A 26,648-nucleotide genomic window follows, 5' to 3' on the forward strand; every position below is an offset into this window, starting at 1 on the left:
TCACAGCGAGCAGCCGCCCGCATAGAATAAGAATTTCCATCGTCAAAAAGGTTTAGAAAAACTGGTGGCGCTGCGACGAACGGACTTTCAGGCCTCGAAGCGCAAGTGCTGTTGGCGTTTGGCGCTGTACATCGCCTCATCGGCATGCCTGAACAACTGATTTTCTTCGGTCCCATGTTCGGGGTAGAGCGCAACGCCGATGCTCGGTTGAATATTCAGGTTATGCCCGTCCAGGCGCAGGGGCTGAACCAGTACCTGGCGGATTTTTCCCGCCACTTTCTCGGCGTCTTCCGCGGCGTGGAGGCTGTGCAACAAAACGACAAATTCATCACCACCGATACGCGCTACGGTGTCGGTTTCGCGCACGCAGCCTTTGAGCCGATTGGCGACCGCTTGCAATAGCATGTCGCCGACCGCATGACCCAGGGTGTCGTTGACTTGCTTGAAGCGGTCGAGGTCGACATAGAGCAACGCCATGCGACCGGCATCTGCCCGGGCCAGCGCCAGTGAGGCCTTGAGGCGTTCGCGCAGCAACTCGCGATTGGGCAACTGAGTCAATTGGTCGTACTGGGCCATGCGCTGGAGCCGGGCATGCAATTGCTTGCGCTCGATAGCGGTCGCGACCTGGGCGCAAACATACTGCAGCAGTTCCTTGTCTTGCTCGGTGTAACGCTCGCCGCCCGGTACGCTTTTAACGATCAGCGCGCCAATGGTGCCGTTCTGCGAACTCAATGGCACGCCCAGCCAGCAGGGCGAATCCTGCCCCGCGACCAGCGCCGCGAATCTCGCCGGCGGATTGTCCTGATCCGGGGTCAGCAGAATCGGCAAGCCGCTGCGGATCACTTCACTGCAAAGACGCCCGGTCACCGTCCCAGGCTCCTCGGGTTGCGGTTCACAGTCGTCGACGTGATAGGGAAAATTCAGCTGCGCACAGTGCTCGTCATACAGCGCCACAGAGAAATTCAACGCCGGGAGCCATTCACCGATGATCGAATGGATGCGTTTGAACAGCGCCAGCAGATCTTCCGCCGCGTGGGCTGCTTCGGAGATTGCGTACAGCGCCGCTTGCCGGGACTCGGCCTGTTTGCGCTCGGAGATGTCGCGCGCCACGGCAATGCGCACCTGATCGACCTCCGACCAGCGCGCCGACCAGAGAATATGCACCACCCGGCCGTCCTTGCGCAGGTAACGATTCTCAAAGTTGAGCTTGGGCTCGCCCCCCATGATCTCCCGCGCGGCGTCGAGGGTGCGCTGTCGGTCGGCGGGATGCACCAGGTCGATCATCGGCTGGCCGATCAGCTCGTCGGGGGTGTAACCGAAAATTCGCTCGCAGGCCGCGCTGACAAATACGAAGCGACCTTGTTTGTCCACCGCACAGACGGCGTCCAGCAAGAGGTCGATGTAACTCGCCAGTGGCGCGGAATTTCTGCTTTCCATGATGCCGAGAGCGTGTCCGGACAATGCAACATTGAACAACCCTCCCTGACCGGTCATACGCCCGAGCGATGACTGTGCAGCTGACGCTTCCCTGCGATCAGCCTCAAGCCTTGTTCGTCACCAGCCCCGGCAGCGCATGCACCAGGGCATTGATGGCAAAACCGATGAACATTACCCCGCACAACCGGGTGATCGCCAGCTCATGGCGCTGATACAACGTGCGCACCTGACGCGCACCGACGATGCCGATGAGAATAGCGTAGGCCAAAAGGCCACCAATGAAGCTCAAGATGATCAACCAGGGCAACATTGACCAATGCAGCAATTCTGCACGGCTGGACAGCAGCGCAGTAAAGGTCGCCACCGCCACCGGGTACGCCTTGGGGTTGGTCAAACCGAACATGATGCCGTGCCAGAACGGCTGTCGCGCCGTTCCCTGAGGCGCCTCGGCACTGCCCCGCCGAGCTCGCACTGCGCGCAGCCCCAGCCAGAACAAGTAGAGCCCACTGAATACGCCCAGCACATCGAACGCGGTGCTGCCGATTTCCCGAGCACCGACAATAGCGATCAGCGCCGTGCTGCACCAGACCACGTCGCCCAGCAAATGCCCGCACAGAAACCCCGCTCCGGCCCGCCGCCCGCGTGCCGCGCCGATGCCAAACACCGCCAGCACACCCGGTCCCGGCGTGATGCCATAAATGAAGCCCGAGGCGAGAACGGCCATTAGCAGCGATGGAGTCATGGGAATTCCTGTTGAAACGCCGGATGAATGGACGCAAGTCTATCTCAGGACCTCGTGCATCGACTTAACGATCGTCGAAGAACTTCATCCCCGCATACGGCTGCTGCCTACAAGCCGCCAGCCGCGACGCCAGATCCCCGACATGCGCCTCAAGCTTGTGCCCGTCCGGGTCGAGAAAATAGAACGACGCGCCTTCGCTGCGGTTATCCCGCCATTCCCGCACGTTGGCGGATCGCAGACGCTCGACGATCAGCGGGAAGTCCGTAGCGCCAATACTGAAAGCGTAATGGGTGTAGTCAGCGGCGGGCGTAGATTCGCGTAGCGGATCGAAAGAAAGGCACAGCCATAGACCGGGTAATGAGAGATAGGCGCCGGTGTCCCAAGTGGCTTCTAGCTGGAGTTGCAGCAGATCGCGATAGAACGCCACACCGCGGTTCAGGTCGGTGACGGCGAAGGTCAGGTGGTTGAGGCCGGTTAGCATGGGTTAAGTAACCTTGAGGCTGGGTCCGACCGGAGCGTACAACTTAAACGTCTTTGAGCGTAGAACCACTAGTGCTTTGTTGCTGTGAGTCAGTCTTCGCGAGCAAGCCCGCTCCCACACTTGACCGAATTCCAAAGTTGGACACGGTTAAATGTGGGAGCGGGCTTGCTCGCGAAAGCGTTTTTCCTGACGCCAAAAATTTCAGAACTTATCGAGCGTGCGCAGCTTCTGCGGCAATCCCCACAGCAACAACGCAGCAGCGATCAGCGCGGCGACGCCGATGACGTACAGGGCCGGGGTGGTGCTGCCGGTCAGGTCCTTGATCCGCCCGACCATGACCGGGCTGACGATCCCACCGAATTGGCCAAGGGTGTTGATCACCGCGATCCCGCCAGCGGCACCTGCGCCGGCACCGGCCAGCAGTTTTGGCGGCAAGGTCCAGAAGCTGGGGATGGAGGCGATGATCCCGGCACCGAGCAAGCCCAGGGCGACAATCAGGAAGGTCGTGTGGTTAGCGAAGATTCCTGCGCTGAAGAACCCCACCGCGCCTACCGCCACCAGACCTGCGACAAACTTGCGCCGCTCGCCGGTGGCATCGGACAACCGCCCGATCACCACCATGCTGATGGCGCCGCAGACATAGGGAATGGCGGTCAGCAAGCCGATCATCACCGGACTCTCGGTGCCGGCGCTGCGGATCAGTTGCGGTGCCCAGAAATTCAAGCCATAGGACGCTACTTGAATCAGAAAGTAGATCAGTCCCAGCATCAGGAAACCTGGAATTCGCAAGGCTGCCAGCAAGGAACCGCCGCTCTTGTGCGGTTCGTGGTGAGCGATACGGCTGGCGAGCAGTGTCTTCTCCGACGGCGTCAGCCAATGGGCGTCTTCGATGCGGTCCTTGAGCAAGGTCAGCACCAACAAACCGAGGCCGATGCAAGGCACGCCTCCGAGCAGAAACAGCCAATGCCAGCCGCGCATATCTAAGAAGCCATCAAGGTGTTGCAGCACCAGCCCGGAGAACGGTGCGCCAACCAGCCCGGCAAACGCCGACGCGAGGAACAGCATCGAGGTGATGCGCCCGCGATAGTGCTGCGGGAACCACAGCGTCAGGTAATACAGCACGCCGGGGGCGAAACCCGCTTCCATCGCACCGATCACGAAGCGCAAGGCGTAGAACTGCCATTCGCTGTTGACGAAGACCATGGCCGCCGTGGCGATCCCCCAGGACATCATGATCCGGGCGATCCAGCGCCGCGCACCGACCTTGTAGAGCATCATGTTGCTCGGCACTTCGAAGATCACGTAACCGACCACAAACAGCCCGGCGCCGAGGCCGTAAGCGGTATCGCTCAGGCTCAGGTCGGTCTGCAACTGGAACTTGGCAAAGCTGATGTTGATGCGGTCGAAAAACGCGAACAGGTAGCAGACCATGATCAGCGGCATCACTCGCCAGGCGACTTTGCGAACCAGGGCTTTTTCGGCGTCGTGGCTAACGGACGGGCTCGCACCCGCCTCCAATACATTGAGGCTCATAGTGTTTCTCCAGATGGACTTCACGAGGGAGTCCCGATTGTTTTTGTTGTCTGGTTGAGGTGTTCAGTGAACGCGCTTTTTTGTAGGAGCGAGGCTTGCCCGCGAAGGCGGCGTGTCAGTCGCCATCGATGCTGAATGTCAGACCGCTTTCGCGGGCAAGCCTCGCTCCTACAGGGTTCGTGGTGGTTTCAGGTGGGTGTCGGGTGCAGGTCGCAATTGCGTCCGGCCTTGGCGAGCTGCCCGGGTACTTCGTGACCCAGCAACGCGGGTAACCCTCGGGACAACTTCAGCAACAACGGCAGATCGATACCGGTGTGAATACCGATTTCGTCGCACAGGTTGACCAGATCTTCAGTGCAGATATTGCCCGAAGCACCCGGCGCAAACGGGCAGCCGCCAAGGCCGCCGAGGGCCGCGTCGAAGCGACGGGCTCCGGCCTCGTAAGCGGCCAGGACATTGCACAAACCGAGGCCGCGAGTGTTGTGAAAGTGCAGGGTCAGATCAGCCGGCGAAACCCGCTGCAAGACTCTGCGCACCAAGCGATCGACCTGACGCGGATTGGCCATGCCGGTGGTGTCGGCCAGGGTAATGCCCTGGATCCCGAGCTCCTGATAGGCGTCGACGATCTGCAGCACTCGGTCCTCATCGATCCTGCATTCAAACGGGCAACCGAAGGTCGTGGCGATGCTGCCGTTGAGCCGCACCTGCGTACCGCGAACGAATTCGACGATCTCGCCAAACGCCACCAATGACGCCTCGCAGCGCATCCGCATATTCGCCAGGTTGTGGGTCTGGCTGGCGGACATCACCAGATTCAGCTCATCGGCCCCCGAGTCCAGCGCTCGTTGTGCACCTTTGAGGTTGGGGATCAATGCCACATAGATCACATCTAGCCGTCGGGCGATACCCTTGAACACTTGCTCGCCATCACGCAGCGCTGGAATGGCCTTTGGCGAAACGAACGAGCCTGCTTCGATACGGCTGAACCCCGCCAGCGACAACTGATCGATCAGCGCAATCTTGTCGATGGTTTCGACCCAGGTCGGCTCGATCTGCAAACCGTCACGAGGGGAGACTTCCTGAACGATCAGGGTCTCTGAATAATCAGTGATCATTGCACCACCCCTTCAGCTTTCAGCCGTTCGATGTCCTGGTCAGTCAGGCCCAGCCCCGCGAGGATGCCGTCGGTGTGCTGACCCAGACTCGGTCCCGACCAGTTCACGCCGCCGGGGGTCTCGGACATTTTCGGTACGATGCCCGGCATCTTCACCGTGGCGCCGCCGGGCAGTTCGGCGCTGAGCAGCATGTCCCGCGCCTGGTAATGCGGATCGGCAACGATGTCGGCTACCGAGTAGATGCGCCCGGCCGGGACTTCGGCAGCTTCCAGGGCCGACAGCACTTCGTCGATAGGCAGGCTGCTAGTCCAATGAGTGATGGCGGCGTCGAGCACATTACTTTTGGCGGCGCGGCCATCGTTATGCGCAAACTCCGGCGCTTCGGCCAGATCGATCCGACCGATCACCGCCATCAGGCGCTTATAGATCGGGTCACTGTTGCCGGCGATCACCACGTAGGCGCCGTCGGCCGTCAGGTAGGTATTGGATGGCGCGATGCCCGGCAACGCCCCGCCGCTGCGCTCACGAACGTGGCCCAGCATGTCGTATTCCGGCACCAGGCTTTCCATCACGTTGAACACGCTTTCGGCCAAAGACACATCCACCACCTGCCCGCCGCCCTGCCCGGTCTTGACTCGCAGCAGCGACATCAGCGCACCGATGACCGCATGCAGCGAGGCCAGGGAATCGCCGAGACTCACACCCACTCGGGCCGGCGGTGAACCGGGGGTGCCGGTGGTGTAGCGAATCCCGCCCATGGCCTCGCCGATGGCACCGAAACCCGGACGATCACGGTATGGGCCGGTCTGGCCATAACCGGAAATGCGCACCAGCGTCAGGTTGGGATTGAGGGCATGCAATACGTTCCAGCCCAGGCCAAGTTTTTCCAGGGCACCGGGGCGCAGGTTTTCGATCAGCACATCGGCGTCGGTCGCCAGTTGCTTGACCAACTCGATGCCTTCGGGGGATTTCAGATTCAGCGCCAGGGACTTCTTGTTTCGCGATTGCAGGTACCACCACAGCGAAGTGCCTTCGTGCAGCTTGCGCCATTTTCGCAGGGGATCGCCCTGGCCCATGGCTTCGATCTTGATCACTTCGGCGCCGAACTCGGCGAGCATGCGCGCCGCGAATGGCGCGGCGATCAGTGTGCCGATCTCGATCACTTTGATTGCACTCAAGGGGGCAGTCATCGCGGGGTACCTCTTGTTCTTGGAATATGAGCCAAGGCTAGAGGACCGAGGGGCCGGGAATCCAACCGTCAGTTGGCAACGACCGTTCGCGAAACGCGAATGCATGGCTGGATGGCCGGCTGGAGATTGCCGCGACCTCAAGTCAGTCTTCGCGGGCAAGCCTCGCTCCTACAGAGTTTTGTATGCCCACCGCCAATCCTGTAGGAGCGAGGCTTGCCCGCGAAGAGGCCCGCCCATCCAATCGAGAATATTCAGGCCTGACCGCGCAACTGCTCAAACAACATCCTACTCACCGGCGAAAGCGCCGCTTCATCACGCACCACCAGAATCAACGCACGATCCGACCAGTCATCCGTCAGCGGCACCGCGTGCAAACCCAACGCCCGGCCAAACAGTTCGTAGGCCTTTTGCGGCAGGATGCCGATGCCCATGTTGGCCTGGACCATCCGGCACATGGCATCGAACCCCGGCACATGAATCCGCAGCCTCAGTACCTTGCCAGCCTTGCGCGCGGCCGCATGGGTGCGCATGTTGATGGAACTGGCGGCGTGCAAGCCAACGTAATCGCTGCCCAGCGTGTCGGCAAAAGCCAGGGTCGAACGACTCGCCAGCGGATGATCGGCCGGCATCAACACCATCAGTTTGTCCCGACGATAAAGAACACTGTGCAGACCTTTGACATCACTGTCGCTGGAGCAAATCCCGAGGTCTGCCACGCCATCGAGCACACCCTGAATCACCCCACTGCTGGGGCGTTCTTCGAGGTCGGTCTTGACCTGCGGATGGCGTTCGGAAAAGTCTCTCAAGTCTTCAGGCAGGAACTGAATGATCGCCGACAGATTGGCGAGCATCCGCACATAACCCCGTACACCGTGGCTATGCTCGCCCAGTTCGAGGCCCATTTTCTCGACGTTGAACAGCATCTGCCGGGCGTGGTGCAGCAGGGTTTCACCGGCCGGCGTCAGGGTCATGCCCTTGGCCTGGCGCACGAACAAGCTGATGCCCAGCGCCTCCTCCAACTCCATCAAGCGCTTGCTGGCCGCCGACACCGCGATCGCTTCGCGAGCGGCGGCACGGGTCAAGGTGCCCTCTTCATGGACGGCCACAAAGAGTTGGAGAGTGATCAGGTCGAGGCGGCGGATCAGGCTTTTTTGCAGCATGGGAGGGCTCGATGATTTCGGTTCGACTGAGTCGGCAGGATAGCCCGGTTTCGTTTCGTCCCCGCCATCCAATTGCCCGACAACACTTCAGGGCAGTTCACCGCACTCTGGAATTGCGTCGCATTGAAGGAAAAGCTTTACGTTAATATCCGCCAGGTTTTTTTCACTTCGGCAGTGTTTGCCCGATGGTCGCACAAGGCAAGGCAGCCATCAGAATCACGTTACGCGCCGACATGGATACGACGCTGATACACCATTTCTGCGAACTCATCAGCGAGCTTTTACGCACTCACGGCCGGGACATCGGCAGCTGCAACCCAGGGAAGATCAAATGAAGCGCAGCACCACCCTCCTCATCACCTGCTGCACGGTTTTTCTCGCTCAATTGGGCATGAGCATTTATCTGTCGGCGCTACCGGAAATTGCCCGGGATTTAACCGCCGATGCCTCGCAGGTTTCATGGGGGCTGGCGGTGTATCTGATCGGCATGGCGCTGCCGATGCTGTTCTGGGGCAGCCTCGGTCAGCGCATTGGCCGCAAACCGGTGCTGCTCGCGGCACTCGGTATCTATGGGGTGGGCAACCTAGCCCTGCCCCTGGGCCAGACGCTTGAATCGTTCCTGATTTTTCGACTGATTCAGGGTGTAGGCGCCAGCGGAATTTCGGTCATGGCCCGGGTGCTGATCCGCGACAGTTTTCGCGGAGACCTGCTGGCCAAGGCGTTGTCCTGGATATCGATTTCCTTTGTGGTGGCGCTGGGTATCGGCCAGTACCTGGGGTCGATTATCCAAGTGGCGCTGGGTTGGCCGATGATCTTCTACTTGTTGGGTGGCGTAAGCCTGTTGATGGCGACGGTGGTGGCCCGATTCACGTTCCCGGTGCTGGCAGCAGAGCACACACTGTCATCCGCCTGGACGAGTTACTGGCACATTCTGGGTCATCGGGCCTTCCTGTTGCCGGCCCTTGTCGGCGGCTTGGGGTACGGGGTGATCGTCGCATTCAACACCGCGGCGCCGTTGATTCTGCAAGGCCCCTTCAACTGGTCGGCAGTGGAATACGGATTGTTGGGTTGGCCAATCAGCGCGGCCTATTTTCTCGGGGCTGTGGCGGTCAATCGCTTTGTGTTGCGCACCGGTCAGCGCCAACTGATGACGGCAGGCGTGGGGCTGGTACTGACGGGCAGCGCAGTCATGTTGCTGGGTAGCATCGCCGGTACATCGATAGCGCTGCTGTTCTGGTTGCCCTATTGTTTTGCGGTGTTTGGCCAGTCGCTGAATTACCCGATCAGCCTGTCCCTGGCCAACGAAGGTTCGCCAGTCGGCGGCGCTTATGCGATGGCATTGAGCGGTTTCATTCACCAACTGATGGCCGCCATTATCGGCGGTATCGCCAGCCTGATAGCGAGCCAGCAGGCATGGCCATTGTCGCTGTTATGCACCTTGCTGGCCGTGGGCGCGCTGCTTTGCGTAGTGTTCGCGCCCGGCCGTCGAACCACTTAGAACGCGCTGCGGAAAATTTCCTCGATCTGCCGCTGATCTGCCTTCCGTGGATTGGTCAGTCCACAGGCGTCTTTCATGGCATTGCTGGCAAGCACCGGGATGTCGTTGAGCTTGGCACCGAGCTCGCGCAAACCGCCGGGAATCTCCACATCCTTGGCCAGGTTGCGAATGGCCGCGATGGCTGCCTGAGCGCCCTCTTCGGGGCTGAACCCGCGAACGTCGACGCCCATCGCGCGGGCAACATCGGCCAGGCGGTCGGCGCACACCAGCGCGTTGAAACTTTGCACATGAGGCAGCAACACCGCGTTGCACACACCATGGGGCAAGTCGTAGAACCCACCTAACTGGTGAGCCATCGCGTGAACGTAGCCAAGGGACGCGTTGTTGAACGCCATACCCGCCATGAATTGCGCGTAAGCCATGTTTTCCCGCGCAACCATGTCACTGCCGTCGCGTACGGCCAGACGCAAGTTATTGCTGATTAACGTGATGGCTTTCAGCGCACAGGCATCGGTAATCGGGTTGGCCGCCGTGGAGACGTAGGCTTCGATGGCGTGGGTCAGAGCGTCCATGCCAGTGGCGGCAGTCAGGCCCTTGGGCATGGCGACCATCAGCGCCGGATCGTTGACTGACAGGAGCGGTGTGACGTTGCGATCGACGATGGCCATTTTCACGTGACGGGATTCGTCGGTGATGATGCAAAAACGGGTCATCTCGCTGGCGGTACCGGCAGTGGTGTTGATCGCGATCAACGGCATTTGCGGTTTGGCCGACTGATCGACACCTTCGTAGTCACGAATCGTCCCACCGTTTGTGGCGCACAAGGCGATGCCCTTGGCGCAGTCGTGAGGCGAACCGCCGCCCAGCGACACCACGAAATCACAGCGACTTTCCTTGAGCAGGCCCAGGCCAAGTTCGACGTTGGCGATGCTCGGATTCGGCTTCGCGCCGTCGAAGATCACCGAGTCGATGTCCTGGATCGCCAGTTTCTCGGCAATCATCGTCGCCACGCCAGCCTTGGCCAATCCGGTGTCGGTGACGATCAGCGCCTTGCGAAAACCATACTTGCGAATGGCGTCCATGGCTTCGTCGAGGCAACCGGTGCCCATGATGTTCACAGCGGGGATGAAAAACGTACTGCTCATGCGCGAGTCTCCTGGCTGAAGCCGAATCAACAGCACCGATCCGGCGGGTGCGCACAGGATCGACCCATTAGTCGCGCGGTAACTTGATCTGGCTCAAGGCCGGGGCGTGATAAAGTCGCCGTCCATCAGACCTTTTGCTTTGAGACAACGAACGCAATGACCGATTTCCAGGATGTCGATGCCCAACTTGAAGACTGGAACGCCTTGCGCACCACCGCCTCTTTCGGCGGCCTGCTGGTGGGTAACGGTGCCAGTCGTGCGGTATGGGACGACTTCGGCTATGACTCGCTGTTCGAAAACGCCCGCACGGTCGAAGAGAAGCCTCTGAGCCAATCCGAACTGAGCGTGTTCGACGCGATGCAGACGCGCAGTTTCGAACAAGTGCTTGGGGCGCTGAAAACCACCAGCCGGGTCAACAAGGCGTTGGCCGTCAGCTCTGCCGCACCGCGCAATCGCTATTACGCGATCAAGGAAGCGCTGATCAACACCGTGCATGCGGTGCATATCCCTTGGCGGTTGGTGGTGCCCTCGACGCTGGCGACGATCAATCAGGAACTGGGCAGCTATCGGACGGTGTTCACCACCAATTACGACTTGCTCAACTACTGGGCGATCCAGCACCAGCCTGACGCTATTACCGATCTGTTCCAGGGCTCCGAGCCGCGTTTTGATCTGAGCCTCACCGCAACAGATAAAACCCGGCTGCTGTATCTGCACGGCGGCCTGCATCTGGTGCGTAATCAGGACGGTACGGCGCGTAAATTGATGTCGACCGAGGGTACGTTGCTGGGCAGTTTCGCCATCAACAATACGATCAAGACCCTCGACGATGTACCGCTGTTCGTCAATGAAGGTCCGACCCAGGACAAGCTCAAGACCATTCGCAGCTCGGATTACCTGTCGTTCTGCTACGACCAGTTACTGGGCCATGGCGATGGGTTGTGCATCTTCGGGCACGCCCTTGGCGAGCAGGACAGTCACATCATTCATGCATTGCGCCAGGCAAAGCCGAAGACAGTGGCGATCTCGATTTACCCGCGCAGCAAGGCATTCATCCAGCATCAGAAGCGGCATTACGCGAAGGTGTTTGAGGGAACGGGGGTGGAGCTGCGTTTTTTTGATTCGAAGACGCATGCGCTGGGTAGTCCCAAGCTGACTGTACCGGTCGAGGTTTAGTAGCGCCGAGGCCGGCCCCTTCGCGGGCAAGTCGAATCGTCGCACCGCCGCTCCCACACGGATTTGTAAACGCCGCCGAACCAATGTGGGAGCGAGCCTGCTCGCGATAGCGGTCTGACATTCAACATTTATGTTGACTGTTATGGCCTCATCGCGAGCAGGCTCGCCCCCACATTAGGTATCCGGTGTTTAGAACACCGGCAAGGTCTTGTCCTTGATTACCGTGGTCGGGCCGTTGGCCTTGACGCTGGCGATGCCCTTATCCCTTGCGGCATCCGATGAGTAGGATTCGCTGCTGCCGATGATCTCGTGGTTACCGGCCTTCAGGTTGAAATAAGGATGACCGTCCTTGGTGGTTTTTTTCTCGTAGCGTTCGTCCAGCGGACTGTTGGCCTGAACCGAGGCGATACCGCTATCGGCCCCCCCGCGAGAGGTATACAGCTCACTGGTCAGAATGGTTTCGGCATTGGCCGCTTTCAATACAAACTTGAATTGACCGTTGACGGTTTTGCTCACTTCGTACCATCCAGACATGCTTTTTCTCCTTGGCGATTGAGAGGTTTCGCGCTTCAGAGTAAAGACCACCCCACTGCTTCTGTCGCCTATACCGCCGCCATCGCGAGCAGGCTCGCTCCCACAGTGGGTTTGTGTACATCAGTCCATTATGGGAGCGAGCCTGCTCGCGATGGGGCCGACAAAGTCAGCACAACACCTCGCTACTTCACCACCGCCCGCACCACCGACAACTCAGGTGTCTGCACCCGACGCTGGCTCAGGTAACGCATGCAGCTGACCCGCAAAAACGAGGCGAAATTCACCACTTCGCCGCGGTAGTCCATCACCTCTTCATACAGCTTGGCGATCAACTGATTGGTGGTCATGCCGTCGACTTCGGCGATTTCGCTGAGGATGTCCCAGAACTGATTCTCCAGCCGCAGGGTAGTGACCACCCCGCAGATGCGCAGCGAGCGGGAGCGCGACTCGTAGAGAATCGGATCGGCCTTGACGTAGAGCTCGCACATGGAAACGTCCCTCGTTACAGCGTGATTTTGGTGCCCAGCAACCCGAGGAAACCGGCCAGCCAGCTCGGGTGTGCCGGCCAGGCCGGTGCAGTGGCTAGATTGCCTTGAACGTGACCTTCCGTCACCGGGATATCGATGAACGTGCCGCCAGCCAGGCGCACTTCCGGAGCACATGCTGGATAGGCGCTGCACTCGCGACCTTCAAGAATGCCTGCCGCGGCCAACAGTTGCGCACCGTGACACACGGCGGCGATCGGTTTGCCGGCTTTGTCGAACGCTCGCACCAGGTCCAGGACTTTTTCGTTCAGGCGCAGGTACTCCGGCGCACGACCGCCCGGCACCAGCAGCGCGTCGTAGTCCGCCGCGTCTACCTTGGAAAAATCGTAGTTCAGGGCAAACAGGTGGCCGGGTTTTTCGCTGTAGGTCTGGTCGCCTTCGAAGTCATGGATCGCTGTGCGCACGGTCTGGCCGGCGGTTTTGTCCGGGCAAACGGCGTGTACCGTGTGGCCGACCATCAGCAGCGCCTGGAACGGCACCATCACTTCGTAGTCTTCGACGTAATCACCGACTAGCATCAGAATTTTTTTAGCCGCCATGGGGAGGACTCCTCTGGGAAATACGTAGGAGTATTCAAGGTAGTCTTTATCCAGAGGGGCGGGTAATAACCAGCTACTACCGATGGACCGCGTCATCGTTCATCGCGGGCAAGCCACGCTCCCACAGGTTTTTGCATCGCCCGCAAGAACACCACAATACCTGTGGGAGCGGGCTTGCCCGCGATGGCGTCCGCAAACTGTACGGATAACTCTGCGCCTAGCTGTAACAGAGCGGTATGAACAGTTTATGGCTAGATGAAGACTCTTCCCGCCACCTTCGATTCTGGTTGCCATCATGTCCTCGCGCGAAAACACCGGCATGGCCCTCGGCCTGCTCGGCGTCGTTATCTTCAGCCTGACCCTGCCCTTCACACGGATCGTCGTGCAGGAACTCCATCCCCTGCTCAACGGCCTTGGCCGGGCGCTGTTCGCGGCGATTCCGGCAGCGCTTTTATTGCTGTGGCGCCGTGAAAAATGGCCCACCTGGAAGCAGGTCAAAGGACTTACGCTGGTAATCGCCGGGGTCATCCTCGGCTTCCCGGTGCTGTCGGCCTGGGCCATGCAGACCTTGCCCGCCTCTCACGGCGCACTGGTCAACGGCTTGCAACCGCTGTGCGTGGCGCTGTATGCCGCGTGGCTGTCCCATGAGCGTCCGTCGAAAGCCTTCTGGGCCTGCGCCGCGTTGGGCAGTGCGTTGGTGCTCGGTTATGCGCTGATCAGCGGCGCCGGCAGCATTCAGGCTGGTGATTTGTTGATGCTCGGCGCGATTGCCGTGGGTGGGTTGGGTTATGCCGAAGGCGGCCGGTTGGCCAAGGAGATGGGCGGCTGGCAGGTGATCTGCTGGGCGCTGGTGCTGTCGACGCCGCTGCTGATCGGGCCGGTGGTGTATCTGGCGCTGCAACATCAGGGCGAGATTTCGGCCAAGACCTGGTGGGCGTTTGGTTACGTCTCGCTGTTTTCGCAGTTCATCGGGTTCTTTGCCTGGTACGCCGGGTTGGCCATGGGCGGCATTGCCCGGGTCAGCCAGATCCAGTTGCTGCAGATCTTCTTCACCATCGCGTTTTCGGCGTTGTTCTTCGGTGAACATGTCGAGCCGATTACCTGGCTGTTTGCGGCCGGGGTGATCGTGACGGTGATGTTGGGGCGCAAGACGGTGGTGCAACCCGCGCGTGTTGCCACGGCCTAACCCTGTAGGAGCCAGGCTTGCCGGCGAAGGCGTCCTCGAGATCGCCTTCGCCGGCAAGCCTGGCTCCTACAGAATTAGCGGCGGCCGTCACATCCAGCAGCAGCGATCAGAGATAACCGTCAGCCCGCAGCAGGGTTTCCAGGCAATGTTCGCTGATGTGGTAGAAGTCCTTCAGTTCCTGAATCTTCACCAACAGCTGAGCCGGGTCCACCGGTTCGGCGCGCTTGACCGCCAGGATCATCTTGTTCTTGTTGGTGTGGTCCAGAGAGATGAACTCAAAGACCTTGGTCTCGTAGCCACAGGCTTCCAGAAACAGTGCACGCAAACTGTCGGTGACCATTTCCGCCTGCTGGCCCAGGTGCAGGCCGTATTGCAACATCGGCTTGAGCAGCGCCGGGCTCTGGATCTGCAGGCGGATCTGTTTGTGGCAGCACGGCGAACACATGATGATCGAAGCGCCGGAACGAATGCCGGTATGGATCGCGTAGTCGGTGGCGATGTCGCAGGCATGCAACGCGATCATCACGTCCAGTTCGCTCGGCGCGACGCTGCGCACGTCACCGCATTTGAACACCAGCCCCGGATGTTCCAGCTTCGCAGCGGCGATGTTGCACAGGCTGACCATGTCTTCGCGCAGCTCGACGCCGGTCACCTCGCCCTCGGCCTTCAGGGTGTTGCGCAGGTAGTCGTGGATCGCGAACGTCAGGTAACCCTTGCCCGAGCCGAAATCCGCCACCCGCACCGGTTTGTCCAGCGCCAGCGGCGATGAGGTCAGCGCATGGCTGAAGACTTCGATGAACTTGTTGATCTGCTTCCATTTGCGCGACATCGCCGGGATCAGCTCATGCTGCGCGTTGGTCACGCCGAGGTCTTTGAGAAACGGTCGGCTCAGGTCGAGGAAACGGTTCTTCTCGCGGTTGTGCTCGGCGGACGGCACTTCGCGCAATTGCTGAGGTTTGCTCTTGAACAGCGAAGATTTGCCCTTTTTGCTGTATTCGAGCTGAGCTTCGTCGGTCAATGACAGTAAATGCGCATTTTTGAACGATGCGGGCAACAGCGCAGCAATGGTCGCCACGCCTTCGGCAAGCGGCAGGTTTTTGGTGATGTCGCGGGTCTTGTAGCGGTAGACGAAGGACAGGCATGGCTGATCCTTGACCGTCAGTTGCTTGATGATCAGCCGCTGCAAATCCGCCTCTGTACCGACGTACTTGGCCAGCACCAGTTTGATGAAGGCGCTCTGATCGAGGCTGGTTTGCAGCAGGTCGATGAACTGGGTGTGGTGATCCGGCGCGAGGCTGGCGGGAGTGGCGGTGACAGACATGGAAAAAACGGCCTCGGGCGGTGCGAATCGGGGAATGGTGGGTATTTTAGGGGGGATGGAGTTCAGGAACACTGTTATTTGCCAAACGGCTAATATTCTGTGGCGAGGGAGCTTGCTCCCTCGCCACTAAAGCAGCTCAAACAAAGCACCTCAAACAAAGTGCCTCAGGCTGGAAATGGCCTCAACTCAACACCACCAATCGATTCGGCAATTCATTGCGCACATGGGTCACCGGCACATGCACCTTGAGCAACTCGCCGCACGCCTCGATGCATGTCACAAACCCCTGCAACGTCTGTCCCTGCTTCACCTGCTGCGTAAACGCCGCCACTATCGCGTCCCAGTTCTTGTTGTCCAGCCGTTTGGAAATCCCTTCATCCACCAGAATCTCCACATAGCGCTCGGCCTCGGAGACGAAAATCAGCATGCCGGTGCTGCCCACCGTGTGGTGCAGGTTTTGCTCCAGAAACTGCCGGCGCGCCAGGTTCGATGCGCGCCAGTGACGCACCGAGCGCGGGATCAGGCGCGTGGTGATTTTCGGGATCCGGAACGCCAGGCACAACACGATGAAGCTGAGCCATTGCACCAGCAACAGGCTGTGCAGGGTCAACCAGCCCGTCAGGTAATGCACGATACCCGGCACCACCAGTGCCAGCAGACTGGCCCAGAGCAGCGGGATATACGCGTAATCGTCGGCGCGGGCCGCCAGCACCGTCACCAGTTCGGCGTCGGTATCGCGCTCGACCCGGGCAATTGCCTCGGCGACTTTGCGTTGTTCGTGTTCAGTCAGTAATGCCATGTTTATGAATGCCTGCTCGCTATTGTTGTTTTTACCTGCAGTGTGATCACCAGCCGCCCGATGAACCGCCGCCCCCGAAACTGCCCCCGCCGCCGCTGAAGCCCCCGCCACCGCCGCCAAAACCTCCACCGCCGAAACCGCCTCCCGAGCCGCCACGGCCTCCCCCGCTGGGCAGAATACCGAACATCTGGCCGATGAAGATCGTCAGGATAAACAGCAACGCCAGAAACACGAACAACCCTGGATGCCGCCCAACGAAATCGCTCTCCTGATCACCACGCGGTTCATACACCGTCGACGGTTCGTCCAGCGGATTGCCGCCCAGCACCACCAGCATCGCCGCGACGCCATCGCTGATGCCTTTACTGAAGTTGCCGGCCTTGAATGCGGGCGTGATCACCTGATTGATGATCACCGAACTCTGCGCATCGGTCAGGCGACCTTCCAGGCCATAACCGACTTCGATCCGCAGCTTGCGCTCGGCACGCGCAACGATCAGCAGCGCGCCGTTGTTCTTGTCCTTCTGGCCGATGCCCCAGTAGCGTCCCAGCTGATAACCGAAATCCGCGATGTCGGTGCCCTGCAAGTCCGGCAACGTCACCACCACCAATTGCTCGCCGGTGGTTTTTTCATGGGCGTTAAGCTGCTGAACAAGCTGCTCGCGCACCGCAGGCTCGATCATCTGGGCGTTGTCCACCACCCGCCCGGTCAATTCCGGGAACTTCAACTCGGCCTGGGCCGTCAGGGCATACACCCAGAACATCAGCACCAGGCCCACATTCAACACGCGCATTGGCAACCTCATCCTTGGTGACGCTTCAAGTCCGTTCCAGCGCTTACTGGAACTTCACTTCAGGCGCTTTCTCGGCACCGGGGCTGGTGGCCTCGAAGGTTTCGCGGATTGGCAGATCGCTATACATCACGGTGTGCCACAGGCGACCGGGAAAGGTGCGGATCTCGGTATTGTATTTCTGCACCGCCAGGATGAAGTCGCGACGCGCCACGGCGATGCGGTTCTCGGTGCCTTCAAGTTGTGATTGCAGCGCCAGGAAGTTCTGGTTGGCCTTGAGGTCCGGGTAGCGCTCGGACACCACCATCAACCGACTCAACGCGCCGGTCAGCTGATTCTGCGCCTGCTCGTACTGTTTGAGTTTTTCCGGATTGTCCAGCGTGCTGGCATCCACCTGAATCGACGTCGCCTTGGCGCGGGCTTCGATCACCGCGGTCAGGGTGTCTTGCTCATGCTGGGCATAACCCTTGACGGTTTCCACCAGATTGGGAATCAGGTCGGCGCGACGCTGGTACTGGTTCTGCACCTGGCCCCAGGCACCCTTGGCCTGTTCGTCGAGGGTCGGGATATTGTTGATGCCGCAGCCGGCCAGCAGTGCTGTGAGCCACATCAAGGCTGCAACCTGCAGGCTCGACCGATAGTGATGTCGTACATTCATCGGGTTGATGCTCCCTTGCCTATTCCGTTGATGAAACAACCTGCGAACCCTGAACCTGGCTCTTGGGGCATAATCTGCGCCGCTACTGGATTGCATCGAGCCAATGGGCTAAAAGATGGCCCAGCGCTGACACACTGCGCAAGTGAGTCTGCATTTACCTGAACAACAATAGTCGCTCCCAAAATTTTGGCTGACCGGCGTGTATTCACTGCCGTTTAGGCTTATGAGAAAACCATTCATGAAGAAGCTGTGTTTGCTGGGCCTGTTCGTCAGCCTGGCCAGTCATACCGTATTGGCCGCCACGACGCCCGCACCGATAGAGAACAAGGACGCCTTCATCAGCCACCTGATGAAGCAGATGACCCTCGATGAAAAGATCGGCCAGTTGCGCCTGATCAGCATCGGCCCGGAAATGCCGCGGGAGATGATCCGCAAGGAGATCGCTGCCGGCAATATCGGCGGCACCTTCAACTCGATCACCCGCGCCGAAAACCGTCCGATGCAGGACGCGGCCATGCGCAGCCGGTTGAAGATCCCGATGTTCTTCGCCTATGACGTGATCCACGGCCACCGCACCATTTTCCCGATTCCGCTGGCCCTGGCTTCGAGCTGGGACATGGACGCCATCGGTCGCTCCGGGCGCATCGCCGCCCAGGAAGCGGCGGCTGATAGCCTCGACATCACCTTCGCGCCGATGGTCGATATCTCCCGCGACCCACGCTGGGGCCGCACGTCCGAAGGCTTCGGCGAAGACACCTATCTGGTCTCACGGATCGCCGGCGTAATGGTCAAGGCGTTCCAGGGCTCAGGCGCGAACGCGGCCGACAGCATCATGGCCAGCGTCAAGCATTTTGCCTTGTACGGCGCGGTCGAGGGCGGTCGCGACTACAACGTCGTCGACATGAGCCCGGTCAAGATGTACCAGGATTACCTGCCACCGTACCGCGCGGCGATTGACGCCGGTGCCGGCGGGGTAATGGTTGCGCTGAACTCGATCAACGGCGTGCCGGCCACCGCCAACACCTGGCTGATGAACGACCTGCTGCGCAAGGAATGGGGCTTCAAGGGCCTGGCGGTCAGTGATCACGGGGCGATTTTCGAACTGATCAAGCACGGCGTCGCCGCTGACGGTCGCGAAGCCGCGAAGCTGGCGATCAAGGCCGGCATCGACATGAGCATGAACGACACCCTCTATGGCAAGGAATTGCCAGGGCTGCTGAAGGCCGGTGAAATCGAACAGAAAGACATCGACAACGCCGTACGTGAAGTGCTCGCCGCCAAGTACGACATAGGCCTGTTCAAAGACCCGTACTTGCGCATCGGCAAGGCCGAGGACGACCCGGCCGACACCTATGCCGAAAGCCGCCTGCACCGTGCCGAGGCTCGTGATGTCGCGCGCCGCAGCCTGGTGTTGCTGAAGAACCAGGGCGACACCCTGCCGCTGAAGAAAACCGCGAAAATCGCTCTGGTCGGTCCACTGGCCAAGGCGCCGATCGACATGATGGGCAGTTGGGCTGCTGCTGGCCGTCCCGAGCAATCGGTGACCTTGTTCGACGGCATGACCACCGCGCTTGGCGCGCAATCGACGCTGATCTATGCCCGTGGCGCGAACATCACCAGCGACAAGAAAATCCTCGATTACCTGAACTTCCTCAACTTCGACGCGCCGGAAGTGGTGGATGATCCGCGCTCGGCCAATGCCCTGATCGATGAAGCGGTGAAAGCTGCCAAGCAAGCGGATGTGGTGGTGGCAGCGGTGGGCGAATCCCGTGGCATGTCCCACGAATCGTCGAGCCGCACCGACCTGAACATCCCGGCCGCCCAGCGCGAGCTGATCAAGGCGTTGAAAGCCACCGGAAAACCGTTGGTGCTGGTATTGATGAACGGCCGTCCGCTGTCGATTCTCGAAGAGAACGAGCAGGCTGACGCGATTCTGGAAACCTGGTTCAGCGGCACCGAAGGCGGCAACGCCATCGCTGACGTGCTCTTCGGCGACTACAACCCGTCGGGCAAACTGCCGATCACCGTCCCGCGCTCGGTGGGTCAGATTCCGACCTACTACAACCACCTGAGCATTGGCCGCCCGTTCACTCCGGGCAAACCGGGCAATTACACCTCGCAGTATTTCGAAGACACCACCGGGCCACTGTTCCCGTTCGGCTTCGGCCTGAGCTACACCCAGTTCAGCCTGACCGACATGGCGCTGTCGTCGACCACACTGAACAAGACCGGCAAGCTCGACGCCAGCGTCGTGGTGAAGAACACCGGCAAGCGTGACGGCGAAACCGTGGTGCAGCTGTACATCCAGGACGTGACCGGTTCGATGATCCGCCCGGTCAAGGAACTGAAGAACTTCCAGAAAGTATTGGTCAAGGCCGGCGAACAGAAAGTCGTGCACTTCACCATCACCGAGGATGACCTGAAGTTCTACAACGCCCAGCTCAAGTACGCCGCGGAACCGGGCAAGTTCAACGTGCAGATCGGCCTGGACTCCCAGGACGTGACGCAGCAGAGCTTTGAGTTGCTGTAATTAGTCATACGCCACAAAAACCTGTGGGAGCGGGCTTGCCCGCGATGAGGCCATAACATTCAACATCTTTGTCGAATGTGAGGCCGCCATCGCGGGCAAGCCCGCTCCCACAGTGGTTTAGGGTGTTGCGGAAATTGGGCTCAGTCCCGCCGATCCAGCAGATTCACCACCAGCCGATCCACCCATCCCCATACCCGCTGCTTGACCCGCCGCCACAACGGTCGGCGCTTCCATGCTTCGAGACTGACTTCCTGGCTCAGGGCAAAATCATTCTCGAAACTCGCCGCCACCGCCCGGGTCAGCCCGGGGTCCAGTGCTTCGAGGTTGGCTTCCAGATTAAAGCGCAGATTCCAGTGATCGAAGTTGCACGAGCCGATACTCACCCAGTCATCGATCAACACCATTTTCAGGTGCAGGAAACACGGCTGGTATTCGAAGATTTTCACCCCGGCCCTGAGCAGACGCGGGTAGTAGCGATGCCCGGCGTAGCGCACCGACGGGTGATCGGTCCGCGGCCCGGTCAGCAGCAGACGCACATCCAGGCCACGAGCCGCCGCCCGGCGCAGTGAGCGACGGACTTTCCAAGTCGGCAGGAAATACGGCGTGGCCAGCCAGATTCGGCGTTGGCCGCTGTTCAGCGCACGAACCAGCGACTGCAAAATATCGCGGTGTTGGCGGGCGTCGGCATAGGCGACTCGGCCCATGCCCTCGCCCATGGCCGGCACTCGCGGCAAGCGCGGCAAACCGAAGTGCGCAGTGGGTTTCCAGGCGCGTCGATGGCGGTTGGCGATCCATTGGCGGTCGAACAATAACTGCCAGTCGAGCACCAACGGGCCGCCGATTTCCACCATCACTTCGTGCCATTCGCTGGTGTCTTCCCCTGGCGTCCAGAACTCATCGGTGACCCCGGTGCCGCCGACCACGGCCAGGCATTGATCCACCAGCAGCAGCTTGCGGTGATCGCGATAAAAGTTGCCCACCCAACGGCGCCAGCTCAGGCGATTGTAGAAACGCAACTCGACACCGGCGGTCATCAAGCGCTGACGCAAGGTCAGGGTAAAGGCCAGGCTGCCGTAGTCATCGAACAGGCAGCGCACTCGCACACCGCGTTCGGCAGCCTGGACCAGCGCCTGAACCATGGCCTCGGCGCAGGCTCCCGCCTCCACCAGGTACAGTTCCAGTTCGACTTGTTCTTCGGCGCGGGCAATCGCCACCAGCATTCGCGGAAAAAACTGCGGGCCGTCGATCAGCAGTTCAAAGCGGTTGCCTTCGCGCCACGGGAAAATTGCGCCACGCATCTCAGCGCGCCGTGAAAATCAGCACCGCACCCACCGGCACCGACAAACTGATTGCCGACAAACCGGCCACCTTGCGCAAGCTTTCCAGGCCCGGGGCCAGGTCGAAATCTTCAGCGCTGATCACCAAAGGCTCAAGGGTCACCACTTGGAAGCGCCGGTCATCGAGACGGGTCGCCAGCAGTTCGGCGTTGTATTGGTGTTGTTTGCCGTGCAGGTTGACGGTCAGCGGCAAACGCAACTCCAGTTGCGCACCGGGCGCCAAGTCGTTGATCGGCCGCAGATCGATCTGCGTGGTGATCAGCGCTTCGGGAAACGTCTGGATCTCGAACAGCTCCTTGCGCATGCGTTCGTCGCGCAACGGAATGCCGCTGCTGACCGACTCCATTTCAACCTCCACCTGCGCCAGGCCCTTGGGATCGACCTTGCCGTGCAGCACCAGAAATCGCTGCACTTCGGAGATGTTGGCGTTTTTAGTGCTGATGAACGACAGCCGCGAGGACTCGCCGTCCAGATACCAATTGGCCTGGGCCGACACGGTGACACCGGCCAGCAGCAGGAAAGCGAGGGTTTTGGAGAAGGACCGCTTGAACATAGAAACTCGGGGGCAGATAAACCTGAGCGAACCTTAACCGCCCGTGGGCGCATTGCAAACCGCACAGATCAAAAGATCAAAAGATCGCAGCCTTCGGCAGCTCCTACTGGGTTGCACGCGGTCGATGTAGGAGCTGCCGAAGGCTGCGATCTTTTCAGGGCATCAACCGACATCCCTGCCGTTCGCCGACCCAAACAGCGCTATTGCTACGCCCCATACCACCCACCGTCACGCGCTTGTTCGCAGCGTCATCGACGAACCCGCTGGTGGGCAAATATTGCTTCACATAGCTCTGGCAATACTCGGCCGGATTGTTCATCACATAGCGGCAAGAACAGAATTCCTTGGCGGTGTAGGCGCTGATGATGTCCGGGAAAGCCCATAACGCCACCCGCTCCTGCCAGACCCAGCCAAGCAAGGCGATCAACAGCACCAGCAACAGCGTGCTGAACGGTCGACGGCGAATAAAACGGTGATGGCTCATGGCTGCACCTTCATGGCAAAGGCCTTGAGCGCGAGTTTGAGCAATTCGTTGTGCCGATAACTCCCATCGCGATCATCGCCGTAGCGCACGATCACCAGCTTCTCGCTGGGAATCACGTACATCGCCTGGCCCCAATGACCCAGCGCGGCGAAGGTGTCGGCGGGGGCATCGGGCCAAGGCTGTGTCGCGTCACCTACCGCGCGATTGAGCCACCAATGCCCGCCGGGCACTGCTTCATCCTGGTTGGCTTGATAGCCAGCGAAAGGCTCGCGGCTGAAGTCGACCCAATCCTTGGCCAGCAATTGCCGCTCACGCCAACGACCGTCGCGCGCCATCAACAGGCCGACCCGCGCCAGATCCCGGGCGGTGAGGTAGGCGTAGGACGATGCGACAAACGTCCCCGTGGCATCCGCTTCCCACACCGCACTGCGAATCCCCAAGGGTTCGAACAGCGCGGTCCACGGATAATCCGGATAACGGGCCGGACCGACGATGGCTTTAAGCGCGGCGGACAGCAGGTTGCTGTCGCCGCTGGAGTAGCGGAATGCCTGACCGGGTTTGGCGTACTCATCGTGGTTGGCAGTGAACGCGGCCATGTCGCGGTGACCACGGGTGTAAAGCATGGCCACCACCGAGGACTTCAATGGTGCGTATTCGTAGTCTTCCTGCCAGTCCAGGCCCGAGGCCCAGTGCAGCAGATCCGCCATGGTCATGGCGGGGTGTTTTTCCAGCGGTGGATAGAACTTCACCGCCGGGTCCTGCAGTTTGAACAGCCCTTCGCCATAGGCCACACCGAGCACCGCGGCCATCAGGCTTTTGCTAATGGACCAGGTCAGGTGCGGCGTTTGCGCAGTGGTCGGGCCGGCGTAGCGTTCGTAGACGAGTTGGCCGTCGCGAATCACCAGCAAGGCATCGGTGCGAATGCCTTGGTGAGTGGCATCGTCGCGGGGTGGGAAAGCGAAGTTTTCCAGGGCCTGAAGTGCCGGGCCGGTGACGTTCGGGCCGGGCGACCATTGCTCGGCCGGCCAGTTTTCGGCGTGGGCCGTGAGGCTCAGCAACATGACAATCAGGGACAAGCCTTTGAACATGGGGGGCGCTCGGAGGGATGAACCTGCAGAGCCTAGTCGAGCTTGATGACAGTTCCGGGATTTGTGTCGCCAATGGGATCGCTATCGCGAGCAGGCTCGCTCCCACAGGAGGGCTGTGTTGAGCACACATCTGCGGCACGACACAAATCCAATGTGGAGCGAGCCTGCTCGCGATGAGGCCCGTCAATACACCGCCAACGCCTTCGCTAACCGCTTCCCTCGCGCCCCTGCCGCCAAATCCATCACGGCCTGATCGCGCTGCCACATCGCCGCCCATTGTGGCGGGCCATCGACCAGGGCCTGATTCACTTCGGCCTTGAGCCCATCGAACTGCGCAAACAACCCGCCCAGCAACACATGCCCGGCCGGATTGTTCGGCGCCTGGCGGCTGACTTCCGCGCACCCGGCCAGCAGCGCCAGCAAGCGCAGTTGCAAGGTCTGCGGCCAGTCGCTGTCTTGACCCACGCCGTACAGCCACGCAGTCATGGCGCTCAGCACATAGATGTCTTCCAGGGTTCGGAACGGTTTGACGTAAGCGTCCCAGCCATCCCCCGCCAGCAATTCACACAGCGCGTTGTCGAGAAACAGCCGGCCGTGGCCTATGTCTGGCATCAGTGACATCGGCGCGAGTTTCTCCAGACGCACACCCGGTTCGCCGGGGTAAACCACCGCAAGGTTCAAGCGCGGCACTTCGCCGGGTTCTTCACTGCGAGCAGCGACCAATAGCCAGTCGGCGGCATCGCCGGCGGTGACGAAATCCTTGCGCCCGCTCAGGCGCAGGTCGCGCAAGTGGGTCTGCATGTCCGCCACCCGCAAACTGCGCTGTTCCGTCGCGCACAACGCGCCGAGGCTCAACGGTGCGCTTGGCCAGAGCATGCGCAACGCCGCCTGATAACCCACCAGAAATGCCAGCCCCGGTGTCGCCATCAGCCGTCCACCGACCACCGCCAATTCGAACGGCGACACCGCTCCCAACTGTTGCAACAAGGCTGCAAAGCCTTCGCCCAGATCAGGATTGGCGGGCAGACGATCGCGGCGTTTCAACAGGATTTGCCAGGGCATTAGAGGCTCCTTGTGGGCTGTCATATAAGCATCACCAAAGCTTCATGGCGATGACACCGGGGCTACATAGCCTGACTTTGCACAACACGGCTGCATAAAGAAAGTCGATCGGCTGCAACCCAAGACGGGTGGCCAGCCCGTACGGAGACTCACAATGACTCAGATCGCCCGCATCAGCGACACCGGCAATGAACGCCGCCTGCAAGCCGAACGCCTGGTGGGCGCCGAGGCGCTGCAGGAAGCCCAGGCCTTGCGCTTCAACGTGTTCAGCGGCGAATTCAACGCCAGGCTGAAAGGCGCGGAGCTGGGTCTGGACATGGATGATTACGATGTTCACTGCGCCCATATCGGCGTGCGTGACTTGAACACCGGGCGCCTGGTGGCGACCACCCGTTTGCTTGACCACACAGCGGCCAGCAGCCTGGGCAAGTTCTACAGCGAAGAAGAATTCAGCCTGCATGGCCTGGTCCATTTGAAAGGCCCGATCCTGGAAATCGGTCGCACCTGCGTCGACCCGGCCTACCGCAACGGCGGCACCATCGCGGTGCTCTGGGGTGAACTGGCCGAAGTGTTGAACCAGGGCGGCTACAGCTATTTGATGGGGTGCGCGAGCATTCCGATGCAGGACGGCGGCATACAGGCCCACGCGATCATGCAGCGCCTGCGCGAACGCTACCTGTGCACCGAACACCTGCGCGCCGAGCCGAAGAAGCCACTGCCGACGCTGGATATTCCGTCCAACGTCATCGCCGAAATGCCGCCGCTGCTCAAGGCCTATATGCGCCTGGGTGCGAAAATCTGTGGCGAGCCGTGCTGGGACGAAGACTTCCAGGTGGCCGACGTGTTCATCCTGCTCAAGCGCGACGAGCTCTGCCCGCGTTATGCCAAGCACTTCAAGGCGGCTGTATGATGAGCCGCTTGCGGGTGTACGCGCGAATTGCGCGAGTGCTTTTGGTGGTGACGCTGGGCTTGAGCATGGCCAGTGTATTCGGATTATTCGAGCGACTGGGGATTGCCCATTCGATGGTCCGTCGCCAGCGCTGGTCGCGGTTTTTCATGGCGCGGCTGAGCAATGCCCTGCCCTTTCGCGTAACCGTGCATGGTGAATTGCCGAAGACGCCGATGCTCTGGGTCAGCAATCACGTGTCCTGGACCGACATTCCATTGCTGGGCATGCTCACGCCGCTGTCGTTCCTGTCCAAGGCCGAAGTGCGCACCTGGCCGGTGGCGGGCTGGTTGGCGGCCAAGGCCGGCAGCCTGTTTATCCGGCGCGGGTCGGGCGACAGCCAGTTGATCCGTAAACAAATGACCCGCCATCTGGAGCAAGAGCACCCGCTGCTGATGTTCCCGGAAGGCACCACCACCGATGGCCGCTCACTGCGCACGTTTCATGGTCGTTTGCTGTCAGCGGCGATCGATTCCGAAGTGGCGCTGCAACCGGTGGCGATTCGTTATCTGCGCGATGGCGAACTCGATACCCTGGCACCGTTCATTGGCGATGATGATTTGCTGTCGCACCTGATGCGCTTGTTCGCCAATGATCGGGGTGAGGTGGAAATTCATCTGCTCAAGCCGATCGAATGCCAGGACCGGGAACGTGCTGCGCTGGCGTTCGAAGCGCAGCAGGCGGTGCAGAAGGCGTTGTTCGGGGCGATTCCGGAAATGCAGCAAGCACCAATGCGCCCGGCTATTGCTGCTTAATCACAAATCCCTGTGGGAGCGGGCTTGCCCGCGATGGCGGCTTA

The 26,648-nt window shown here is 60.4% G+C and carries 26 protein-coding genes; 6 read left to right on the forward strand and 20 right to left on the reverse strand.

From position 1 onward, the window contains the following. Positions 1-87: 87 nt before the first annotated feature. The 7 genes from AB4O41_RS10480 to AB4O41_RS10510 form a co-directional block, all read right to left on the reverse strand. Positions 88-1,437, reverse strand: coding sequence for a sensor domain-containing protein (locus AB4O41_RS10480; RefSeq protein ID WP_460147662.1), 1,350 nt, complete (start codon positions 1,435-1,437; stop codon positions 88-90). Between the two features lie 103 nt (positions 1,438-1,540). Next, entirely contained in the window at positions 1,541-2,179 is a 639-nt protein-coding gene (locus tag AB4O41_RS10485; protein WP_460147663.1) for a LysE family translocator, read from the reverse strand. Between the two features lie 64 nt (positions 2,180-2,243). Beyond that, positions 2,244-2,660, reverse strand: a complete 417-nt coding sequence (gene fos, locus AB4O41_RS10490) for a fosfomycin resistance glutathione transferase (protein ID WP_460147664.1) — start codon at positions 2,658-2,660, stop codon at positions 2,244-2,246. 201 nt (positions 2,661-2,861) lie between these two features. Further along, positions 2,862-4,193, reverse strand: a complete 1,332-nt coding sequence (locus AB4O41_RS10495) for an MFS transporter (protein ID WP_460147665.1) — start codon at positions 4,191-4,193, stop codon at positions 2,862-2,864. A gap of 188 nt (positions 4,194-4,381) precedes the next feature. Beyond that, positions 4,382-5,308 (reverse strand): hydroxymethylglutaryl-CoA lyase, encoded by a 927-nt coding sequence (locus tag AB4O41_RS10500; protein WP_460147666.1) that lies wholly within the window; start codon positions 5,306-5,308, stop codon positions 4,382-4,384. Beyond that, positions 5,305-6,498 (reverse strand): CaiB/BaiF CoA transferase family protein, encoded by a 1,194-nt coding sequence (locus tag AB4O41_RS10505; RefSeq protein ID WP_460147667.1) that lies wholly within the window; start codon positions 6,496-6,498, stop codon positions 5,305-5,307. The genes AB4O41_RS10500 and AB4O41_RS10505 overlap by 4 nt, the downstream gene beginning before the upstream one ends. A 251-nt stretch (positions 6,499-6,749) precedes the next feature. Next, entirely contained in the window at positions 6,750-7,658 is a 909-nt protein-coding gene (locus AB4O41_RS10510) for a LysR family transcriptional regulator (protein ID WP_460147668.1), read from the reverse strand. 331 nt (positions 7,659-7,989) lie between these two features. On the opposite strand from AB4O41_RS10510, the gene AB4O41_RS10515 reads away from it, so the two are divergent. After that, entirely contained in the window at positions 7,990-9,156 is a 1,167-nt protein-coding gene (locus AB4O41_RS10515) for a multidrug effflux MFS transporter (protein WP_460147669.1), read from the forward strand. Here AB4O41_RS10515 and yiaY read toward each other — a convergent pair. Continuing rightward, complete coding sequence (yiaY, locus tag AB4O41_RS10520) at positions 9,153-10,301, reverse strand: L-threonine dehydrogenase (RefSeq protein WP_460147670.1); 1,149 nt, start codon at positions 10,299-10,301, stop codon at positions 9,153-9,155. The genes AB4O41_RS10515 and yiaY overlap by 4 nt on opposite strands. A 156-nt stretch (positions 10,302-10,457) precedes the next feature. Here yiaY and AB4O41_RS10525 point away from each other — a divergent pair, with 156 nt between their 5' ends. Next, entirely contained in the window at positions 10,458-11,477 is a 1,020-nt protein-coding gene (locus AB4O41_RS10525) for a DUF4917 family protein (protein WP_460147671.1), read from the forward strand. A 189-nt stretch (positions 11,478-11,666) separates the two neighbouring features. On the opposite strand, the gene AB4O41_RS10530 is transcribed toward AB4O41_RS10525, so the two are convergent. The 3 genes from AB4O41_RS10530 to AB4O41_RS10540 form a co-directional block, all read right to left on the reverse strand. Continuing rightward, positions 11,667-12,011, reverse strand: coding sequence for a YegP family protein (locus AB4O41_RS10530; RefSeq protein ID WP_460147672.1), 345 nt, complete (start codon positions 12,009-12,011; stop codon positions 11,667-11,669). 182 nt (positions 12,012-12,193) lie between these two features. Beyond that, complete coding sequence (locus tag AB4O41_RS10535; RefSeq protein WP_038979286.1) at positions 12,194-12,499, reverse strand: ribbon-helix-helix domain-containing protein; 306 nt, start codon at positions 12,497-12,499, stop codon at positions 12,194-12,196. Between the two features lie 14 nt (positions 12,500-12,513). After that, positions 12,514-13,095 carry a DJ-1/PfpI family protein gene (locus AB4O41_RS10540; RefSeq protein WP_460147673.1) on the reverse strand — a complete coding sequence of 194 codons (582 nt, stop codon included), beginning with the start codon at positions 13,093-13,095 and terminating at the stop codon, positions 12,514-12,516. A gap of 295 nt (positions 13,096-13,390) precedes the next feature. Between AB4O41_RS10540 and AB4O41_RS10545 the strand changes: the two genes are divergently transcribed. After that, the gene (locus AB4O41_RS10545) at positions 13,391-14,281 is read left to right on the forward strand and encodes a DMT family transporter (RefSeq protein WP_460147674.1); all 891 of its coding nucleotides are present in this window, start codon (positions 13,391-13,393) and stop codon (positions 14,279-14,281) included. 106 nt (positions 14,282-14,387) lie between these two features. On the opposite strand, the gene AB4O41_RS10550 is transcribed toward AB4O41_RS10545, so the two are convergent. The 4 genes from AB4O41_RS10550 to AB4O41_RS10565 form a co-directional block, all read right to left on the reverse strand. Continuing rightward, on the reverse strand, positions 14,388-15,602 hold the full coding sequence (locus tag AB4O41_RS10550; RefSeq protein ID WP_460147675.1) for a class I SAM-dependent methyltransferase: 1,215 nt from the start codon (positions 15,600-15,602) through the stop codon (positions 14,388-14,390). Positions 15,603-15,783: 181 nt separating this feature from the next. Beyond that, on the reverse strand, positions 15,784-16,401 hold the full coding sequence (locus AB4O41_RS10555) for a TPM domain-containing protein (protein ID WP_460147676.1): 618 nt from the start codon (positions 16,399-16,401) through the stop codon (positions 15,784-15,786). 46 nt (positions 16,402-16,447) lie between these two features. Continuing rightward, positions 16,448-17,194 (reverse strand): TPM domain-containing protein, encoded by a 747-nt coding sequence (locus AB4O41_RS10560; RefSeq protein WP_460147677.1) that lies wholly within the window; start codon positions 17,192-17,194, stop codon positions 16,448-16,450. Between the two features lie 43 nt (positions 17,195-17,237). Next, complete coding sequence (locus tag AB4O41_RS10565; RefSeq protein ID WP_460147678.1) at positions 17,238-17,849, reverse strand: LemA family protein; 612 nt, start codon at positions 17,847-17,849, stop codon at positions 17,238-17,240. Positions 17,850-18,087: 238 nt separating this feature from the next. Between AB4O41_RS10565 and bglX the strand changes: the two genes are divergently transcribed. Next, positions 18,088-20,379, forward strand: a complete 2,292-nt coding sequence (gene bglX / locus AB4O41_RS10570; RefSeq protein ID WP_460147679.1) for a beta-glucosidase BglX — start codon at positions 18,088-18,090, stop codon at positions 20,377-20,379. Between the two features lie 140 nt (positions 20,380-20,519). On the opposite strand, the gene AB4O41_RS10575 is transcribed toward bglX, so the two are convergent. From AB4O41_RS10575 to AB4O41_RS10595, 5 genes are all read right to left on the reverse strand, one after another. After that, complete coding sequence (locus AB4O41_RS10575; protein WP_460147680.1) at positions 20,520-21,677, reverse strand: phospholipase D-like domain-containing protein; 1,158 nt, start codon at positions 21,675-21,677, stop codon at positions 20,520-20,522. A 1-nt stretch (position 21,678) separates the two neighbouring features. Continuing rightward, positions 21,679-22,269 (reverse strand): YceI family protein, encoded by a 591-nt coding sequence (locus tag AB4O41_RS10580; protein WP_460147681.1) that lies wholly within the window; start codon positions 22,267-22,269, stop codon positions 21,679-21,681. A 154-nt stretch (positions 22,270-22,423) separates the two neighbouring features. Further along, positions 22,424-22,753 carry an amidase gene (locus AB4O41_RS10585; RefSeq protein WP_460147682.1) on the reverse strand — a complete coding sequence of 110 codons (330 nt, stop codon included), beginning with the start codon at positions 22,751-22,753 and terminating at the stop codon, positions 22,424-22,426. Continuing rightward, complete coding sequence (locus tag AB4O41_RS10590; RefSeq protein ID WP_460147683.1) at positions 22,750-23,841, reverse strand: serine hydrolase domain-containing protein; 1,092 nt, start codon at positions 23,839-23,841, stop codon at positions 22,750-22,752. Before AB4O41_RS10590 ends, AB4O41_RS10585 begins: the two co-directional genes overlap by 4 nt. 183 nt (positions 23,842-24,024) lie before the next feature. Next, the gene (locus AB4O41_RS10595; RefSeq protein ID WP_460147684.1) at positions 24,025-24,903 is read right to left on the reverse strand and encodes an acyl-CoA dehydrogenase; all 879 of its coding nucleotides are present in this window, start codon (positions 24,901-24,903) and stop codon (positions 24,025-24,027) included. 154 nt (positions 24,904-25,057) lie between these two features. On the opposite strand from AB4O41_RS10595, the gene olsB reads away from it, so the two are divergent. Then, a complete protein-coding gene (olsB, locus tag AB4O41_RS10600) occupies positions 25,058-25,813 on the forward strand; it encodes an L-ornithine N(alpha)-acyltransferase (protein WP_019580897.1) in 756 nt (251 codons plus the stop codon). Beyond that, entirely contained in the window at positions 25,813-26,604 is a 792-nt protein-coding gene (locus AB4O41_RS10605; RefSeq protein ID WP_460148326.1) for a lysophospholipid acyltransferase family protein, read from the forward strand. The genes olsB and AB4O41_RS10605 overlap by 1 nt, the downstream gene beginning before the upstream one ends. The last annotated feature ends 44 nt before the right edge of the window (positions 26,605-26,648 follow it).

The organism is Pseudomonas sp. S2_A02, assembly GCF_054668495.1.

Excerpts from the sequence above, each read along its gene's own strand:
- AB4O41_RS10605 (WP_460148326.1), top strand. The coding sequence starts at position 25,813 with ATGAGCCGCTTGCGGGTGTACGCGCGAATTGCGCGAGTGCTTTTGGTG.
- AB4O41_RS10485 (WP_460147663.1), bottom strand. The coding sequence starts at position 2,179 with ATGACTCCATCGCTGCTAATGGCCGTTCTCGCCTCGGGCTTCATTTAT.
- AB4O41_RS10495 (WP_460147665.1), bottom strand. The coding sequence starts at position 4,193 with ATGAGCCTCAATGTATTGGAGGCGGGTGCGAGCCCGTCCGTTAGCCAC.
- AB4O41_RS10480 (WP_460147662.1), bottom strand. The coding sequence starts at position 1,437 with ATGGAAAGCAGAAATTCCGCGCCACTGGCGAGTTACATCGACCTCTTG.
- AB4O41_RS10510 (WP_460147668.1), bottom strand. The coding sequence starts at position 7,658 with ATGCTGCAAAAAAGCCTGATCCGCCGCCTCGACCTGATCACTCTCCAA.
- AB4O41_RS10585 (WP_460147682.1), bottom strand. The coding sequence starts at position 22,753 with ATGAGCCATCACCGTTTTATTCGCCGTCGACCGTTCAGCACGCTGTTG.
- AB4O41_RS10535 (WP_038979286.1), bottom strand. The coding sequence starts at position 12,499 with ATGTGCGAGCTCTACGTCAAGGCCGATCCGATTCTCTACGAGTCGCGC.
- AB4O41_RS10500 (WP_460147666.1), bottom strand. The coding sequence starts at position 5,308 with ATGATCACTGATTATTCAGAGACCCTGATCGTTCAGGAAGTCTCCCCT.
- AB4O41_RS10555 (WP_460147676.1), bottom strand. The coding sequence starts at position 16,401 with ATGGCATTACTGACTGAACACGAACAACGCAAAGTCGCCGAGGCAATT.
- AB4O41_RS10540 (WP_460147673.1), bottom strand. The coding sequence starts at position 13,095 with ATGGCGGCTAAAAAAATTCTGATGCTAGTCGGTGATTACGTCGAAGAC.
- AB4O41_RS10575 (WP_460147680.1), bottom strand. The coding sequence starts at position 21,677 with ATGCGTGGCGCAATTTTCCCGTGGCGCGAAGGCAACCGCTTTGAACTG.
- AB4O41_RS10580 (WP_460147681.1), bottom strand. The coding sequence starts at position 22,269 with ATGTTCAAGCGGTCCTTCTCCAAAACCCTCGCTTTCCTGCTGCTGGCC.
- AB4O41_RS10525 (WP_460147671.1), top strand. The coding sequence starts at position 10,458 with ATGACCGATTTCCAGGATGTCGATGCCCAACTTGAAGACTGGAACGCC.
- AB4O41_RS10595 (WP_460147684.1), bottom strand. The coding sequence starts at position 24,903 with ATGCCCTGGCAAATCCTGTTGAAACGCCGCGATCGTCTGCCCGCCAAT.
- AB4O41_RS10530 (WP_460147672.1), bottom strand. The coding sequence starts at position 12,011 with ATGTCTGGATGGTACGAAGTGAGCAAAACCGTCAACGGTCAATTCAAG.
- AB4O41_RS10545 (WP_460147674.1), top strand. The coding sequence starts at position 13,391 with ATGTCCTCGCGCGAAAACACCGGCATGGCCCTCGGCCTGCTCGGCGTC.
- yiaY (WP_460147670.1), bottom strand. The coding sequence starts at position 10,301 with ATGAGCAGTACGTTTTTCATCCCCGCTGTGAACATCATGGGCACCGGT.
- bglX (WP_460147679.1), top strand. The coding sequence starts at position 18,088 with ATGAAGAAGCTGTGTTTGCTGGGCCTGTTCGTCAGCCTGGCCAGTCAT.
- AB4O41_RS10505 (WP_460147667.1), bottom strand. The coding sequence starts at position 6,498 with ATGACTGCCCCCTTGAGTGCAATCAAAGTGATCGAGATCGGCACACTG.
- AB4O41_RS10560 (WP_460147677.1), bottom strand. The coding sequence starts at position 17,194 with ATGCGCGTGTTGAATGTGGGCCTGGTGCTGATGTTCTGGGTGTATGCC.
- AB4O41_RS10590 (WP_460147683.1), bottom strand. The coding sequence starts at position 23,841 with ATGTTCAAAGGCTTGTCCCTGATTGTCATGTTGCTGAGCCTCACGGCC.
- AB4O41_RS10515 (WP_460147669.1), top strand. The coding sequence starts at position 7,990 with ATGAAGCGCAGCACCACCCTCCTCATCACCTGCTGCACGGTTTTTCTC.
- AB4O41_RS10565 (WP_460147678.1), bottom strand. The coding sequence starts at position 17,849 with ATGAATGTACGACATCACTATCGGTCGAGCCTGCAGGTTGCAGCCTTG.
- fos (WP_460147664.1), bottom strand. The coding sequence starts at position 2,660 with ATGCTAACCGGCCTCAACCACCTGACCTTCGCCGTCACCGACCTGAAC.
- AB4O41_RS10550 (WP_460147675.1), bottom strand. The coding sequence starts at position 15,602 with ATGTCTGTCACCGCCACTCCCGCCAGCCTCGCGCCGGATCACCACACC.
- olsB (WP_019580897.1), top strand. The coding sequence starts at position 25,058 with ATGACTCAGATCGCCCGCATCAGCGACACCGGCAATGAACGCCGCCTG.